The organism is Aquimarina rhodophyticola, from assembly GCF_042434915.1.
Lineage (GTDB): Bacteria > Bacteroidota > Bacteroidia > Flavobacteriales > Flavobacteriaceae > Aquimarina.
The window spans coordinates 2,115,402-2,130,849 of sequence record NZ_CP170198.1; the positions used below are offsets into that span (position 1 = coordinate 2,115,402).

General features: G+C 33.6%; 16 protein-coding genes and 3 tRNA genes. 10 read left to right on the forward strand and 9 right to left on the reverse strand.

Going from position 1 to position 15,448, the window contains the following annotated elements; genetic code table 11:
- Window positions 1-133 precede the first annotated feature (133 nt).
- On the reverse strand, window positions 134-1,111 hold the full coding sequence (locus ACE939_RS09225) for an FKBP-type peptidyl-prolyl cis-trans isomerase (RefSeq protein ID WP_378185116.1): 978 nt from the start codon (window positions 1,109-1,111) through the stop codon (window positions 134-136).
- A 90-nt stretch (window positions 1,112-1,201) separates the two neighbouring features.
- On the opposite strand from ACE939_RS09225, the gene ACE939_RS09230 reads away from it, so the two are divergent.
- From ACE939_RS09230 to ACE939_RS09240, 3 genes are read left to right on the forward strand one after another with little or no spacing between them, the layout of a single operon-like run.
- A complete protein-coding gene (locus ACE939_RS09230; RefSeq protein ID WP_378185118.1) occupies window positions 1,202-1,603 on the forward strand; it encodes an RNA-binding S4 domain-containing protein in 402 nt (133 codons plus the stop codon).
- Entirely contained in the window at window positions 1,600-2,199 is a 600-nt protein-coding gene (locus tag ACE939_RS09235) for a methyltransferase domain-containing protein (protein ID WP_378185120.1), read from the forward strand. The genes ACE939_RS09230 and ACE939_RS09235 overlap by 4 nt, the downstream gene beginning before the upstream one ends.
- A gap of 32 nt (window positions 2,200-2,231) precedes the next feature.
- Window positions 2,232-2,732: a phosphoribosyltransferase domain-containing protein gene (locus tag ACE939_RS09240; protein WP_378185122.1), complete on the forward strand. Its 501-nt coding sequence runs from the start codon at window positions 2,232-2,234 to the stop codon at window positions 2,730-2,732.
- Here the strand turns inward: ACE939_RS09240 and ACE939_RS09245 are convergent.
- On the reverse strand, window positions 2,724-3,242 hold the full coding sequence (locus ACE939_RS09245) for a shikimate kinase (protein WP_378185124.1): 519 nt from the start codon (window positions 3,240-3,242) through the stop codon (window positions 2,724-2,726). The genes ACE939_RS09240 and ACE939_RS09245 overlap by 9 nt on opposite strands.
- 134 nt (window positions 3,243-3,376) lie before the next feature.
- Between ACE939_RS09245 and ACE939_RS09250 the strand changes: the two genes are divergently transcribed.
- From ACE939_RS09250 to ACE939_RS09280, 7 genes are all read left to right on the forward strand, one after another.
- Window positions 3,377-3,449 (forward strand) — tRNA-Lys (locus tag ACE939_RS09250).
- A 62-nt stretch (window positions 3,450-3,511) separates the two neighbouring features.
- Window positions 3,512-3,584: transfer RNA gene (locus ACE939_RS09255), tRNA-Lys, on the forward strand.
- A gap of 103 nt (window positions 3,585-3,687) precedes the next feature.
- Window positions 3,688-3,771 (forward strand) — tRNA-Leu (locus ACE939_RS09260).
- Window positions 3,772-3,926: 155 nt separating this feature from the next.
- A complete protein-coding gene (locus ACE939_RS09265; protein WP_378185126.1) occupies window positions 3,927-4,823 on the forward strand; it encodes a MerR family transcriptional regulator in 897 nt (298 codons plus the stop codon).
- 4 nt (window positions 4,824-4,827) lie between these two features.
- Entirely contained in the window at window positions 4,828-6,312 is a 1,485-nt protein-coding gene (locus ACE939_RS09270) for a phytoene desaturase family protein (protein WP_378185128.1), read from the forward strand.
- A 58-nt stretch (window positions 6,313-6,370) separates the two neighbouring features.
- Complete coding sequence (locus ACE939_RS09275; protein WP_378185130.1) at window positions 6,371-7,210, forward strand: phytoene/squalene synthase family protein; 840 nt, start codon at window positions 6,371-6,373, stop codon at window positions 7,208-7,210.
- 9 nt (window positions 7,211-7,219) lie between these two features.
- A complete protein-coding gene (locus ACE939_RS09280; protein ID WP_378185132.1) occupies window positions 7,220-7,672 on the forward strand; it encodes a beta-carotene hydroxylase in 453 nt (150 codons plus the stop codon).
- A gap of 10 nt (window positions 7,673-7,682) precedes the next feature.
- Here ACE939_RS09280 and ACE939_RS09285 read toward each other — a convergent pair whose 3' ends face one another.
- From ACE939_RS09285 to ACE939_RS09315, 7 genes are all read right to left on the reverse strand, one after another.
- Window positions 7,683-8,375, reverse strand: a complete 693-nt coding sequence (locus ACE939_RS09285) for a DUF3291 domain-containing protein (RefSeq protein ID WP_378185134.1) — start codon at window positions 8,373-8,375, stop codon at window positions 7,683-7,685.
- Window positions 8,376-8,936 (reverse strand): TlpA family protein disulfide reductase, encoded by a 561-nt coding sequence (locus ACE939_RS09290; protein ID WP_378185136.1) that lies wholly within the window; start codon window positions 8,934-8,936, stop codon window positions 8,376-8,378.
- A gap of 171 nt (window positions 8,937-9,107) precedes the next feature.
- On the reverse strand, window positions 9,108-11,381 hold the full coding sequence (locus ACE939_RS09295; protein WP_378185138.1) for an aconitate hydratase: 2,274 nt from the start codon (window positions 11,379-11,381) through the stop codon (window positions 9,108-9,110).
- A gap of 299 nt (window positions 11,382-11,680) precedes the next feature.
- Window positions 11,681-12,157: a hypothetical protein gene (locus ACE939_RS09300; RefSeq protein WP_378185140.1), complete on the reverse strand. Its 477-nt coding sequence runs from the start codon at window positions 12,155-12,157 to the stop codon at window positions 11,681-11,683.
- 72 nt (window positions 12,158-12,229) lie between these two features.
- The gene (locus ACE939_RS09305) at window positions 12,230-13,183 is read right to left on the reverse strand and encodes an AAA family ATPase (protein ID WP_378185142.1); all 954 of its coding nucleotides are present in this window, start codon (window positions 13,181-13,183) and stop codon (window positions 12,230-12,232) included.
- 10 nt (window positions 13,184-13,193) lie between these two features.
- A complete protein-coding gene (locus tag ACE939_RS09310) occupies window positions 13,194-14,669 on the reverse strand; it encodes a peptidylprolyl isomerase (RefSeq protein WP_378185144.1) in 1,476 nt (491 codons plus the stop codon).
- Complete coding sequence (locus ACE939_RS09315; RefSeq protein ID WP_378185146.1) at window positions 14,632-15,399, reverse strand: peptidyl-prolyl cis-trans isomerase; 768 nt, start codon at window positions 15,397-15,399, stop codon at window positions 14,632-14,634. The genes ACE939_RS09310 and ACE939_RS09315 overlap by 38 nt, the downstream gene beginning before the upstream one ends.
- Window positions 15,400-15,448 lie beyond the last annotated feature (49 nt).

Below are 15,448 nucleotides of genomic sequence, written 5' to 3' on the forward strand. Positions count from 1 at the left end.
ATATAAAACTGAATACGTCTAATAATAATAATAGTGAATAACATTTAAGTGTACAAAAAATGGGTTTAGCTCTAAAAAGATAAACCCATCTCGAAATTCGATTTAAAAACTTTGAATACTTTAATTTTAAAACTTAATTTTTTACATCTCTATCATCGGCGTCCAAATGATTTTTGATACCATCACCATCGTCATCATAAAAAATTAGCTCTTCCTTACCTCTTATAAAACCATCACCATTAATATCAATACTTGTGATTTCATCCTTTGTTAAAGTACCATCGCCATCATCATCTCTATCTGCATAATTAGCAAAAGAATCTCCATCAGTATTATCGTCATTATCCAAAACTAATTGATCCATATCCAAATCTTCCAAATACGATGGAATTCCATCTCCATCATGATCAGACTCATTAACTACATACAATTGGATAGAAAATATTAGTGGAGAATATGCGGGAATACTAGCTGAACCTGAATTAAAATATCCAAGACCAGAAGGCATAAACAAAACAAAATTCCCAAAATCATTAGAAAAATCAATAGTTCCGTCAGCATTCTCTAAACCCTCGGAGGCTCCAGAGAATTCCATAAGTCCTTGCCTAAACCCTGGGACAACGGTAACCAAATCCAACCAAACTGGAGTGACTGAACTATCAAATATTTTACCATTATTCAAATTATTATCATCTGGTGACAAATCATATAACAATTCTCCCCTATAAGTAATTAGTGTTGAATCGGCAAAAGTGGGGTTATTTTTATTTTCTGCTCCTTTATTAAAATTTAAAAGATATAACGTATAATCTACATCCTCATTTTTAACAACTTTAGTTTGCAAAAGATTTGATTCAATAATAGGCTGACGATCCTTATTGTCTCCAGCAATGGTATCAAACATTACAATATTGTAATCAGGATTAGCAGGATTAGGAACGGTGTCAAAAAAGTGTGTTTCCAAATAAGATTTCAATATAGCAGCTTCTGCAATTTGTTGCTCAGCACGATCTCTCGGCGGAATAATTTCTTCTCCATCATCATCTTTTTTACAGGCATGTAAAGCAAGCAATATAACTCCTACTAGTATCGCATATTTTGTAATACTCATATGTTCTTTGTTTTGGTGGTGCAAGATACAATTTTCTTGTACTTTTGTTTAAAGATTTATTATAATTAAAACGCATTATATCTCAATTTTATGAGAGTTGACAAATATTTATGGTGTATTCGATATTTCAAAACAAGGAGTATTGCTACAAAAGCTTGTAAAGACGGAAAAGTCAAAGTTAATGGAGACTCGATTAAACCATCCAGAGAAGTGTATCCTAGTGATAAAATTACCGTTAGAAAAAATCAAATCACCTATGAACTCATCGTATTGGATACTCCAAAAAGTCGACTTGGCGCTAAGCTTGTCGATATGTATCGTAAAGACGTCACCCCTGCTGAAACGTTACAAAAAATGGATCTTTTAAAATATACAAAGGATTATTATCGTAAAAAAGGAAGTGGTAGGCCTACCAAAAAAGATCGGCGTACTATCGATGATTGGTTTGACGAACCTACCAATGCATTGGATAAAAAAGATGAAGAAGAGTGAAACTAACTGCAACATACTGGGACGACCGCTACGACAACAACCAGACCGGATGGGATATTGGCTTTGCATCACCTCCACTCACAACTTATTTTGATCAGTTAACTCGTAAGGATTTAAGAATACTGATTCCAGGATGTGGAAATTCTTACGAAGCAGAATATCTAATAAAAAATGGATTTTCTAATGTTTATATTCTGGATTATGCTACAACGGCTATTACCCGTTTTAAACAAAGGGTCCCACAATTCTCAACCGATCATTTGTATACCATGGATTTTTTTGAACTAAAAGATCAGTTTGACCTAATTATAGAACAAACTTTCTTTTGCGCTCTAGATAGTACATTACGTAACTCATATTGTCAAAAAATGAATGAACTACTAGCTATCGATGGTAAGCTAATAGGTGTACTCTTTGCTTCAAAGTTTACTGGTGATGGACCACCTTTTGGAGGTGATAAACAGGAGTATCTTGATTTATTTTCAAAAGGATTCAGAATAAAAATATTGGAACCATGTTACAATTCGATACCCCAACGAGCAGGAAACGAACTGTTTTTTATCTTTGAGAAACAAAACTTTCATCCAAAAAAGTAAGCAATAATCTATTTTAATAATTCACAACAACTATGGACAAGGTTAAAAACACGATTTTAACTCATAAACAAATTCAGCATAAAGTTAGACGTATCGCTTATCAAATCTATGAGTCAAATGTAAATGAAAGCGAGATTATTATAGCGGGTATCGCAGACAATGGATATATATTTGCAGAACGCATAGCTTCCGTATTAAAAAATATTTCTTCTATTCAAATAACGCTGTGTAAAGTTATCATCGATAAAAAAAATCCACAACAACCTATTAGCACCTCGTTGGCAGCCGCTACATACCAAAATAAATCGCTTGTGTTGATCGATGATGTTCTTAACTCTGGAACTACATTAATTTATGGTATAAAACATTTTTTAGAAGTTCCTTTACTTCGTTTTAAAACAGCAGTTCTTGTCAACAGAAATCATAAAAAATATCCAGTAAAAGCCGACTATAAAGGTATATCATTATCCACTTCATTAAATGAGCATGTTACAGTCACATTTGGAACACAAGATATAGCCACCTTAGAATAAGGTTTTAATTTCATCTATAATTTGATCGACGGTTTTATGATCTGTTTGAATTTTATATAATGATTGATTATAGTAAAATGAGCGTTCAAACAAATGTTTTCGTATAAAATCATGTAAGAGTACTTTACTTTTAATATGAGAAATCATAGGGCGTTTGTTACGTTGGTTAAATAAACGATCTGTAAGTACATCCAACGAGGTCTGTAAATAAACACTTTTATGTGCATCATCGTTTAGAATGCTTTGCATATTATCACCAAAGCATGGAGTCCCGCCACCTAGAGCAATTACACTATTTTTAGTTGATTTTAAAAGCTCTTTTAGATAGAAAGTTTCCTTTTTTCTAAAATACACCTCTCCTTTTTCAGAAAAAATTAAAGAAATTGATTTTTTTTCTTGTTTCTCAATATAGGTATCTAGATCCAAAAAATCGAAACCAATGTTTTTTGATAGTTTTTTACCAATCAGAGACTTACCACTACCCATGTAACCAAGTAATACTATATTCATATCCGTTTTTTGTGTACATCCAATCTCCCTAAAACCAAGGAAATTTAATTATTTACAAATTTATATCAATTTCTCCTTGAAAAATAAATTAATGATAGTATATTTGCACCCGCATTCGAGGATTAAGAGTGTATGACCGAGTAGCTCAGTTGGTAGAGCATCTCCCTTTTAAGGAGAGGGTCCTGGGTTCGAGCCCCAGCTCGGTCACTTTTTTTTGAACATTGTAAAATTTGTTTAGTTGTTCTTAAAAATCGAAGCTTAATTTTAATGACCTGGTAGCTCAGTTGGTAGAGCATCTCCCTTTTAAGGAGAGGGTCCTGGGTTCGAGCCCCAGCCCGGTCACTTGTTAAAAAGTACCTTATATTACTTTTTAGGTAGGTAAGCTAATAAAAAAAGTATCGCAGTTGCGATACTTTTTTTATTAGCTTTGTAAAGCATCTATTTTGCCCAGGTGCTGGAATTGGTAGACAGGCATGGTTGAGGGCCATGTGTCCTTTAGGGCGTGTGGGTTCGACTCCCATCCTGGGCACTCTATTGCAAATACATCGCAAAAATGGTACTACTCTGTACCAAAATCTCACATTTCAATCTATTCTATTTTTTTATTTTATTTTTTATTTAACAACCTCTATGTAAAAGTTTTCATTCTTTTAGTTAAGTTTGTTTAACGATTATATTGAAAAAGTGAACAACATAAAACAAAATTTCAGCATTAAAGATTTAGAGAATCTTTGTGGTGTTAAAGCACACACCATTAGAATTTGGGAGAAAAGATATAATCTTTTAAATCCAGAACGGACTGAGACCAATATACGCACATATAATTTAACCAATCTACAAAAACTCCTTAACGTTACGTACTTAGTTAATAGTGGTTATAAAATATCTCGTATATCGAAGCTTCAAAAAAATGAGATTGATGAGTATGCGAGGCGCATAGTAACAGAGAATAGCACAAAAAGCAAAGGTATCAATGCTTTTAAAATTGCTATGCTAAATTTTGACGTAACTCTTTTTCATACGACGTTTAATGAGCTTAAAGAAAAACGAACGTTTAGATCTATTTTCAATGAGATTTTTATCCCGTTTCTTACCGAGATTGGTTTTTTATGGCAAACAGGAACGATTACTCCTGCACATGAGCATTTTATCACGCATTTGATTAAACAAAAATTAAATATTTTCATAGAAGAGCTGCATCACACAAAAAGAACATCTAAGCAACAAACTTTTGTTCTTTTTTTACCGCAAAATGAAATTCATGACTTAGGCCTTTTATATGTAAATTATGAACTCCTTTCTCACGGATACCGAACTATTTATTTGGGCGCTAGTATCCCACTGGATGATCTAAAACATTTAATTACTATACATCCAGATGTAACCTTTGTATCTTATTTTACCGTTCAACCCGAAAAAGATGCTATACAGGAATATATTGAAGAGTTTGACACTCTAATTAATTCAGACGAAAAAAGAGAGTTTTGGATGTTAGGCAAACAAATTCAACATATAACAAATCGAAATTCTTCGACACATCGCTATTTTGAATCTATTCAAGAACTAGTAACTCAATTATAATCGTATGTCAAAAAAAGTTCATATTATAGGTTCTGGCTTTTCTTCATTATCTGCGGCTTGCTACCTCGCTTCGTCGGGATATGAAGTTACGATTTTAGAAAAAAATAAAAACATCGGCGGTAGAGCCCGACAATTGAAAAAGGATGGATTCACCTTTGATATGGGACCATCTTGGTACTGGATGCCAGATGTATTTGAGAGTTTCTTTAAAGATTTTAATAAAAGTGTTTCTGATTTTTATTCGCTCAAAAAACTAGATCCTGCGTATCGTGTATACTTCGGAAAACAAGATAGTATTAGTATTGGTGACACCTTAGATAAAATTTATGATGCTTTTGAAAAGGAGGAACCTGGAAGCTCAAAAAGACTAGCAAAGTTTATAAAAACTGCCAAAGATAATTATGCAATTGCAATTAATAATCTAGTATACCGACCAGGTGTATCCCCTCTGGAGCTCATAACATCAGAAACTATTCTTCGTATTGGTCAATTTTTTAGCACTATTGCCAAGGATGTTCGAAAAGAATTCACAAATGAGCGATTAGTCAAAATATTAGAATTTCCAGTATTATTTTTAGGAGCTAAACCTAGTAATACTCCGTCATTTTATAATTTTATGAACTACGCAGATTTCGGATTAGGGACTTGGCAGCCTAAAGGAGGTATGTTCGCGGTAATAGAAGGCATGGCACAATTGGCCAAATCATTGGGAGTACAGATAACAACTAATACTAGCGTTGACAAAATTGTTGTAGAAAAAGGTGTATGCAAAGGAATTATATCAAATTCTGAGTTTATTTCTTCAGATATCGTGCTATCTGGAGCAGATTACCATCATACTGAAACACTTTTGGATATAGAGTATCGTCAATACTCTGAAAGCTATTGGGAAAAGAAAATTTTCGCTCCCTCATCCTTATTATTTTACGTAGGTTTTGATAAAAAATTACAACATGTCAACCATCACAACCTTTTTTTTGACACTGATTTTGATACGCATGCTCGTGAAATCTATGACAGTCCAAAATGGCCAGATAAACCTTTATTCTACGCTAATTTTACTTCGATAACTGATCCAGATACCGCACCAGATAATTGTGAAAATGGTTTTTTTCTAATACCTATAGCTCCAGGTATTGTGGATACTTCAGAGATACGTGAAGAATATTTTCTTAAAATAATTAGTCGATTTGAAAAAATAACCAATCAATCTGTAAAAAAACATATTATCTTTAAAGAGAGTTTCTGTGTCAAAGATTTTGAACAACAGTATAACTCTTACAAAGGAAACGCTTATGGATTGGCCAACACGCTCCTACAAACAGCATTTTTAAGACCAAAATTAAAAAGTAAAAAGGTTCGGGGATTATTTTTCACAGGACAATTAACCGTACCAGGGCCAGGTGTACCACCAGCCTTAATTTCTGGTAAATTAGTAGCTGGATTGATCCAAAAATTTTCATTATCAGATAATACTAATACTAAATAATAAAACAGAGATTTCAATAATGCTCTTAATTCTAAAAGTAATAAAACCTTACTAATCGATGAAACAAATATTTGATAATGTATCGTATGGCTGTAGTAAATTGGTAACCAATTCGTATAGCACTTCCTTTTCCTTGGCTTCCAAAATGCTCTCTGATACCATTCGTCAGGATATATATAATATTTATGGTTTTGTACGTTTTGCCGACGAAATTGTAGATACTTTTCATGCCTACGACAAGACATATCTATTCGATGATTTTGAGAGACAGCTGTATGAGGCAATCGATAAAAAGATAAGTCTCAACCCCATTCTCAATGCTTTTCAAGAAACAGTGCATCGATATGCTATCCCAACAGAGCTTTATGAGGCATTTATGAAAAGTATGCGCCTAGATTTACATAAAAATAATTACTTAACCGCTCAAGAATTAAAAGAATACATCTATGGATCGGCAGATGTAGTTGGTTTAATGTGTTTAAAAGTTTTTGTGAAGGGTGACACAATCTCGTATAATGCACTTAAAAGAAATGCAATGCATTTAGGCTCTGCTTTTCAAAAGGTTAACTTTTTAAGAGATTTGAAGGCAGATCATGAGGGTTTAAATAGAAGTTATTTTCCTGATATGGATTTAAATCGGTTGGATGAGAATTCTAAACTCAAAATTATTACGGATATAGAAAATGATTTTAACCTAGGTCTTGAAGGAATTTTAAAACTTCCTATCGAAGCCAAGTTTGGCGTATACACTGCTTTTATTTACTATAAAAAATTATTACAGAAATTAAAAAAAACTCCATCTCTAGAAATAAAAAACAAAAGAATACGGGTTTCAAACTATCAAAAAGTTGGCTTGTTAGCAAAGTCTTATCTTGATTATAGATTAAAAATTATTTAATATTACGCTATGCAAATTTTAATATGGCTTCTCATATTTTTTGGTACTTTTTTGATTATGGAATTTATGGCTTGGTTTACTCATAAATTTGTAATGCATGGATTTTTATGGGTATTGCACAAAGATCATCATCACAAAAAGCATAAGAGTTGGTGGGAAAGAAATGATTTGTTTTTTGTTTTCTATGCTATTATAAGCATGACTTTTATTATGCTACATGACCCAATTACGTTTTGGATAGGAAAACCTGTAGGCTTTGGAATTTTAGCTTATGGAATAGCTTATTTTACGGTTCATGACATCTTTATTCACCAACGCTTTAAAATTTTTAGAAACAGCAACCATTGGTATGCTAAGGGTGTAAGACGTGCTCATAAAATGCATCATAAAAATATCGGAAAGAATAAAGGAGAATGTTTTGGGATGCTAATTGTACCGTTTAAATATTTCAAATCAAAATAAGCACTTGGTTTTATAACGGTTTATACAACCAATTTCCTTCCGTTTTATATGGCTGAAATCGTGCAAAAAGTTCCTCCTTATACCAATCAATTCTTTTCGTTTTTTTAATAGCATTTACATGACCCGAACTCTTATAGGCAAACTCATTTAACGATTTTTCATTTTCCCATATACTAAAGGTTGCCATCTGAAAAATGGGAGCTTCACCAATACCTTTTGAGAACAAAAGCGCATCATTCCTTACCAAACCCTGTTGTGAACTTGGTACGGTTTTCCAAAATAAAATTAGCTTGTTTATCTTTATTGTGGCTCTTGTAATAACTGCAATTTTTTCTACATCAGTATCAATACTATTTGAAGTAGTAAAAGGTGTTTTTGCGGCCCATGTGCCTTTTGATTTTATATTCTTTAAAAAAACAGTGTATTGATAACTTGTATGTTTCTTGAAACTTGTAAAACTTTTAGACTTTGCCAAATATTCATTTGCATCGTGCTCACTATTCCACACTTGTAATAAAGCGTAAACACTCCAATCTGGATATGGATTAAACTGAGACTTACCACTACCCAAAAGCTTATAAAATGATTGTCCATGTACAGTACGCAACCTAATGTGCATAAATAACATTGATGATACTGCCCATACTTTATTGTAAATACCTTGATACTTAAAAAAGGTAACCGTGGTAATTTGCTTTGTCATTTATTTAAGAATTAAATCATCAAGTAGCTTTCTCACCTGCTTCGTATTCCAATCAGCTGCACCCGTTTTATTAATCATAATACTCCCATCTCTATCTATAAGATATGTAGTAGGCAATGATGATGCATCCAAAGGTACTGGTAATGATGTAGTACTTCTATAAATAGGAAAATCATATCCTTTTGATCTCATAAATTTATCCAATACTGCATCCTCTTCATTCGTAACAAATAAAAACGTAACTCTATCTTTATAACTTATATATAAATTTTGCAAAGAAGGCATTTCTGCTATACAGGGAGGACACCATGTAGCCCAAAAATTTACAATAACAACTTTCCCATTACATGTATTAAAGTCTAAATTATCCGTATTTACTCCTTCCAAAACCCAATCATACGATATAACATGTTCTTGATCCTTTTGTTCAATAACTGAAGGACTAAAAGAAAAAAATCTTGTCAAATATATCTGAAGCAATCCCCGGGTATATGGAATTAAAAATAAAACAAGTACTAGTACGAATAACAAATTCGAAAGGTTCTTCTTATTAATTTTCATGGTAAGTAGTAAATCGATATATCTATAAAAATAGGTGTCTCCGCACAAATAGCCTAATTAAAAATCTAGGATTCTTCTCAAATAGAGCGAATAGTCTCATTAAAAATAAACACCCTCAAAAGCAAATGCATTTGAGGGTGTTTGAAAGGCTATTAACAATTGGTCTAACCGTTAACCTTTATTTTGCTTTTTAATTAAATTAAGAGCAGATCCTTCTTTAAACCATTCTATTTGCGGAGCATTATATGTATGATTCAATTTGATCTCATCTTTTGAACCATCAGCGTGTACGATTTCTAAGATAAGCTGTTTTTCTGGTGCAAATTGATCTAAGTCCAAAAAGTTAAAGGTATCATCTTCCTGTATTAAATCATAATCACTCTCATTAGCAAATGTCAAACCTAGCATTCCTTGCTTTTTCAGGTTTGTCTCATGTATACGGGCAAAAGATTTAACAATAACCGCTCTTACTCCAAGATGTCTAGGCTCCATAGCAGCATGCTCTCTAGAAGATCCTTCACCATAGTTATGATCACCCACTACAATTGTAGGGATACCTGCTGCTTTATATTCACGTTGAGTATCTGGCACACCACCGTACTCTGAATTTAATTGATTTTTTACAAAATTTGTCTTTTTATTATAAGCATTTACAGCTCCTATCAAACAATTATTTGAGATATTATCGAGGTGACCTCTATAACGCAACCAAGGCCCTGCCATAGATATGTGATCTGTAGTACATTTACCAAAAGCTTTAATAAGCAATTTGGCACCTGTTATATTCTTTCCATCCCACGGCTCAAAAGGAGTTAATAATTCAATACGTTCAGAATTAGGATCTACTTTTACAGCGACTCCAGAACCATCCTCTAGGGGTGCTAAATATCCAGCATCTTCTACTTCAAAACCTTTTGGTGGTAATTCCCATCCTGTTGGCTCATCAAACATCACTTCTTGACCATCTTCGTTTATCAAAGAATCCTTTAAAGGATTGAAATCCAAACGTCCAGCAACTGCTATTGCAGCAGTCAACTCTGGAGATGCTACGAATGCATGTGTATTAGGATTACCATCTGCACGTTTAGCAAAGTTTCTGTTAAAAGAATGAACTATACTGTTTTTGGGTGCATTTTTGGGATCACTATATCTCGCCCATTGACCGATACATGGCCCGCAGGCATTAGTGAAAATTTTTGCATCCAATTTTTCAAAAATATCGAGTAAGCCGTCTCTTTCTGCTGTAAACCTCACTTGCTCTGACCCGGGATTGATCCCTAGTTCTGCTTTCATTTTTAACCCTTTATCAATTGCCTGCTGTGCAATTGAAGATGCTCTGGATAAATCTTCATAAGACGAATTTGTACACGAACCGATCAATCCCCATTCCACTTTTAAAGGCCAGTCATTGGCTTTTGCCTTCTCAGTCATTTCACTACCAACTGTTGTGGATAAATCCGGAGTAAAAGGTCCATTTAACAAGGGTCCTAATTCAGATAGATTAATTTCTATCACTTGATCAAAATAATCTTCTGGATTTGCATATACCTCTGCATCTCCAGTAAGATGTTCTTTAACAGCATTAGCTGCATCAGCTACATCAGCACGATCTGTCGCACGCAAATAACGCTCCATAGACTCGTCATAGCCAAATGTAGATGTAGTAGCACCAATCTCGGCACCCATATTACAAATCGTTCCTTTACCTGTACAAGACATAGCAGTAGCACCAGGTCCAAAATATTCTACAATAGCACCAGTTCCACCTTTTACAGTAAGAATTTCGGCTACTTTTAAAATAACGTCTTTTGGAGCTGTCCAGCCACTAAGCTTTCCTGTTAGTTTAACACCTATTAGCTTTGGGAATTTTAACTCCCAAGGCATTCCTGCCATAACATCAACCGCATCTGCTCCACCAACACCAATTGCAACCATTCCTAACCCACCGGCATTTACTGTATGAGAATCTGTACCAATCATCATTCCTCCAGGAAATGCATAATTTTCTAAAACAACTTGATGAATAATTCCCGCACCAGGTTTCCAGAATCCAATTCCATATTTATTGGATACAGATTCTAAGAAATTAAAAACTTCACTACTACTGTTTAAAGCTGATTTTAAATCTGTATCTGCACCGACTTTGGCCTGGATAAGGTGATCACAGTGCACAGTTGTAGGCACAGCTACTTTACCCTTTCCTGCTTGCATAAATTGAAGCAACGCCATCTGTGCTGTAGCATCTTGACAAGCAATACGATCGGGAGCAAAATCTACATAATCCTTACCTCTGGTAAATGCAGTTGCTGCATTGCCATCCCATAAATGAGAATATAAAATTTTCTCTGCCAAGGTCAAAGGTTTACCAGTAACTTCACGAGCTGCTGTTACGCGCTCTGCCACTTGGTCATATACCTTTTTTATCATATCGATATCAAATGCCATATATTACAATTTTTTAGTGTTGAAAAGTCTTGCGAAAATACAAATTTTAAAGGATATTATTTAATGTATAGCCACTTTCCTTTGTTTTTACATATTTAAAAAAATATCATTGTTGAATTATTGAAATCGATAAAATTCGAATAAAAAATCTAATAAATTAATAAAAATGAACCTATATACAAGTCATAAATTGACAATAATTTACGAAAACGTTATTGTTACTTACTTACAAAGTTTATAAAAAGGAAAAAGGAGAAAATATAACATTCCTCCTTTTTCCTTTTGATCTAGATAGCAATCTACTGTTTTTTTCTCTTCTTATCTTTTGAATGAAGTTTATCATAAAGCGCTACTTGTGTTTCTGTCAAAGACTCTTTAAAAATTGACTTTAACAGCTCTTGCTTTTTCCTAAACTCTTCAATCATTTCTTTTTGGTCTTCTGTATAGAAATTTTGCATTCTTTCCTTTCTATTCTTTGTATACCCCTTCTTTGCATCTTTTCGTGCTTCTTTCCTTGCTTCTTTTTTTGCTTTAAGGGTAGCACGTTGTTCATCGGTAAAGGATTCTCTCAAAGCATTTTTATGAGCTTTTTTAGATTCTTTAATTGCATCCCATGACTCTTTTTGATTTTGATCTAGAGAAGCTAAAAACTCTTTTCTGTATTCTTTATGCTTTCCACGATGCTCAGTATTCTTTTCCTTTTGTGCAATGGCACCACTGATTGCAAAAACACACATAATCGCTACCAGTACTATTTGTTTCATTTCTTTCTTCATAATATTAAAGTTTTAGTTTTAATAATTAGACTGAAAGAAGTTTGAAAGGTTTAAATAATATAAAGAAATACTTTAGAATAGGCTTTGAATAATGGATTCAATTGAAACACCTTCAGCTTCAGCTTTGTAGTTTTTAATCATACGATGACGCAAAATTCCAAAAGCAACTGATTTGACATCTTCAATATCAGGAGAAAATTTACCTTGCACAGCTGCATGAGTTTTGGCTGCCAAAATTAAATTCTGTGATGCTCTAGGCCCAGCTCCCCAATCAATATATTGTTTAACTAAATCGGATGCTAATTCACCTTTTGGCCGTGTAGCTCCAACCATACGTACAGCATATTCTACCACGTTATCTGCTACTGGGATACGTCTTACTAATTCTTGAAATTCAACAATCTCTGTAGCTGTAAATAATGAATTAATCTGCTTATTACTGTTGCCTGTAGTACTTTTAACAACCTCTACCTCTTCCTCAAAACTTGGATATTGGAGCTCGATCGAAAACATAAATCGATCTAGTTGCGCCTCTGGCAAAGGATAGGTTCCCTCTTGCTCTATAGGGTTTTGAGTGGCTAACACAAAATAAGGTAGAGCTAATTTATAGTTTTGTCCAGCCACGGTAACCGAACGTTCTTGCATAGCTTCTAGAAGAGCAGCTTGAGTTTTTGGCGGAGTTCTATTAATCTCATCTGCAAGAATAATGTTAGAAAAAATAGGGCCTTTGAGAAATTTGAATTGCCTAGTTTCATCTAATATTTCACTACCCAAAATATCGCTTGGCATTAAATCTGGCGTAAATTGAATTCTTTTAAAATCTAAACCTAATGCTTTTGCTATGGTGTTTACCATTAAGGTTTTTGCTAAACCAGGGACTCCTACTAATAAAGCATGACCTCCAGAAAATACAGCGATCAATATTTGATCAATTACTTTTTCTTGACCAATGATTATTTTCCCTATTTCTTGTTTAAGCGCTTTGTGCTTTACAACCAATTTTTCTACCGCAGATACATCAGACATATGTTACTTGTTATTCGTTCTTTAACCAATTACCACTATACTCGCAATTTCTATATTCACCATTAATTTTGATATAGGTATCCATTATTTTTTCATCTTGCCAATCTCGAATGGCATCAATTTGTTTTTTCTTTAAAGCTAATTCTTGTATCTTAAGATAATCATTAGCATACTCTGCTATATGTTCGTCGTATCGGTTGAGTACGGTAATTAATTTAAATTTCTTTCTTCCTTGACGATCTTGATCAGGAATTACTAGAGAAATCTCATTTGTTTTCAATTTTGAAACTTGGTCATATAAGATAGGATCGACTTTGGTTAATTCAAATCGTGTATCTCCCGTAGTTGGATTAATTAATTGTCCGCCGTCCTCACGCGTTTCTTTTTCATCACTAAATTGACGTGCTGCGTCCTTAAATTTTATGGTTCCGGCTACTAATTCTGCACGTATAGAATCTACCAATTTTTTGGCAGTCTCTACCGTTTCTCTAGTAACATCGGGAATTAATAGGATGTGACGAACATCAATTTCTTCTCCTCTAATTTTATCTACTTTGAGTAAATGCCATCCAAAATCTGTTTTAAATGGCTCACTGACCTCTCCTTCTTGAGCACTAAAAGCTACGTCTTTAAATTCTTTTGCAAAAGGTGTTTGACGATTAAGGGTATACTTTCCTCCAGTAGATTTTGAACCAGGATCTTGAGAGTACAACACTGCTTTGGTAGCAAAACTACTTCCATTCTCTACTATATCTTCTCTAAACTGATTGAGTCGATCGATTACTTTTTGCTCTTCGGAGTCTGGAACCTTAGGCTCTATAATTATTTGAGCTAACTCGACTTCGGTACCAAAAAGCGGACGTTCATCTACTGGGATCTCATCAAAAAACTCTCGTACTTCTTCTGGCGTAACATCAATATCTGCGATAATTTTTGATCGCATTTTTTCTGCTAATTTGTTGGATTTATTTATCTCGAATAATTCCTTCCTAAATTCACTTACATCATCCTTTTTATAGAATTTAAGTACTTTCTCTACAGACCCTAGTTCTCTAGTCATGTAATCTAACTGTTGATCTACCATACTATTAACCTCTGCTTCTGGTACTAGTATACTGTCCTGTACTGCATGGTGCGCATATAGTTTGCTCTCAAAAAGGCTCCCTGCTAGTTGACACTGACTTACGTTTGCTGCAGAAACACCTTCACTAATTAATTGTTGATATGCTATATTAACATCACTATCCAAAATAACATGTTGGCCAATTACAGCGGCTACTCCATCGATCTTAATTCGTTGAAATGGTTGTACAGAATCTACAGAAGCAGCTATGGCAGGTTGTATGGTATCTTTAATCGGCTTCTCAATTACTTCGTCTTCAATGATCTCTTGGGCATTGCTCGTTATGGCCGTAGTCAATGAAAATAATGCACTGCATAGTGCTGTTTTAATTATATAGTTCAAATTGTTTGTCTTTAATCGCATCTTTTATAATGTCCTTTTCTAATTTTTTTGTCAATTCGAGTTTTCGTCGGTTTAAAATAATCTGTCGTATCGTCGGTGTTATAAACTCTATGGGAGCTTTTGTTCCCGCTTCTAACAGCTTAACTATTTTGATCATATAAATTCCTGACGTATCTCTAATCTGCACAAATTTACCATCTTTTATAAGCTTCTCCCTATTATTTTCTTTAAGAATTGGTAGTAAATTAATGACTCTATCCTTTGTTACCCAAACAGAATCATTAAAAGAATACGCTATAAAATCTATCTTATCTTCTAGCAAATCTTGCTTATCGTCTTCATTATAACGTTCAATTTTACGTTGCGTTGCAACAATCTCGTTATATGTTGTGGGCAAATGTAAGTAACGTAATTGTACTATATCATTATTGAGATTAAAATTATCAATATTTGTTGTATAGTAATTATTTACTTCTAAATCTGAAACCTCAACATCAATAGCTTTGTTAACTACTGCACTTTTATAGGCATTGATGTATAATGAACTGCGGTAATCCTCAACAAGTTCTTCAAATGTTTTTTGCTCTTTTTTGGTTAGATTTAATTCTGCTTTGTTAATAAACAACTGTTTTTTAGCCCATCGATTGATAAAATTATTAACTAGACTGATGCTATCTTCTTTACTTACACCTTCTGGAACCAATCCTTGAATATCTTCTTCATATAAATATGAATTATTGACTCTAGCCACCGTATTTTGCCGTAACTGTTTTTTAAAATTTTCACAAGAACTGAAAAAA

Excerpts from the sequence above, each read along its gene's own strand:
- ACE939_RS09275 (WP_378185130.1), top strand. The coding sequence starts at position 6,371 with ATGAAACAAATATTTGATAATGTATCGTATGGCTGTAGTAAATTGGTA.
- ACE939_RS09310 (WP_378185144.1), bottom strand. The coding sequence starts at position 14,669 with ATGCGATTAAAGACAAACAATTTGAACTATATAATTAAAACAGCACTA.
- ACE939_RS09245 (WP_378185124.1), bottom strand. The coding sequence starts at position 3,242 with ATGAATATAGTATTACTTGGTTACATGGGTAGTGGTAAGTCTCTGATT.
- ACE939_RS09285 (WP_378185134.1), bottom strand. The coding sequence starts at position 8,375 with ATGACAAAGCAAATTACCACGGTTACCTTTTTTAAGTATCAAGGTATT.
- ACE939_RS09270 (WP_378185128.1), top strand. The coding sequence starts at position 4,828 with ATGTCAAAAAAAGTTCATATTATAGGTTCTGGCTTTTCTTCATTATCT.
- ACE939_RS09295 (WP_378185138.1), bottom strand. The coding sequence starts at position 11,381 with ATGGCATTTGATATCGATATGATAAAAAAGGTATATGACCAAGTGGCA.
- ACE939_RS09230 (WP_378185118.1), top strand. The coding sequence starts at position 1,202 with ATGAGAGTTGACAAATATTTATGGTGTATTCGATATTTCAAAACAAGG.
- ACE939_RS09305 (WP_378185142.1), bottom strand. The coding sequence starts at position 13,183 with ATGTCTGATGTATCTGCGGTAGAAAAATTGGTTGTAAAGCACAAAGCG.
- ACE939_RS09280 (WP_378185132.1), top strand. The coding sequence starts at position 7,220 with ATGCAAATTTTAATATGGCTTCTCATATTTTTTGGTACTTTTTTGATT.
- ACE939_RS09300 (WP_378185140.1), bottom strand. The coding sequence starts at position 12,157 with ATGAAGAAAGAAATGAAACAAATAGTACTGGTAGCGATTATGTGTGTT.
- ACE939_RS09225 (WP_378185116.1), bottom strand. The coding sequence starts at position 1,111 with ATGAGTATTACAAAATATGCGATACTAGTAGGAGTTATATTGCTTGCT.
- ACE939_RS09290 (WP_378185136.1), bottom strand. The coding sequence starts at position 8,936 with ATGAAAATTAATAAGAAGAACCTTTCGAATTTGTTATTCGTACTAGTA.
- ACE939_RS09240 (WP_378185122.1), top strand. The coding sequence starts at position 2,232 with ATGGACAAGGTTAAAAACACGATTTTAACTCATAAACAAATTCAGCAT.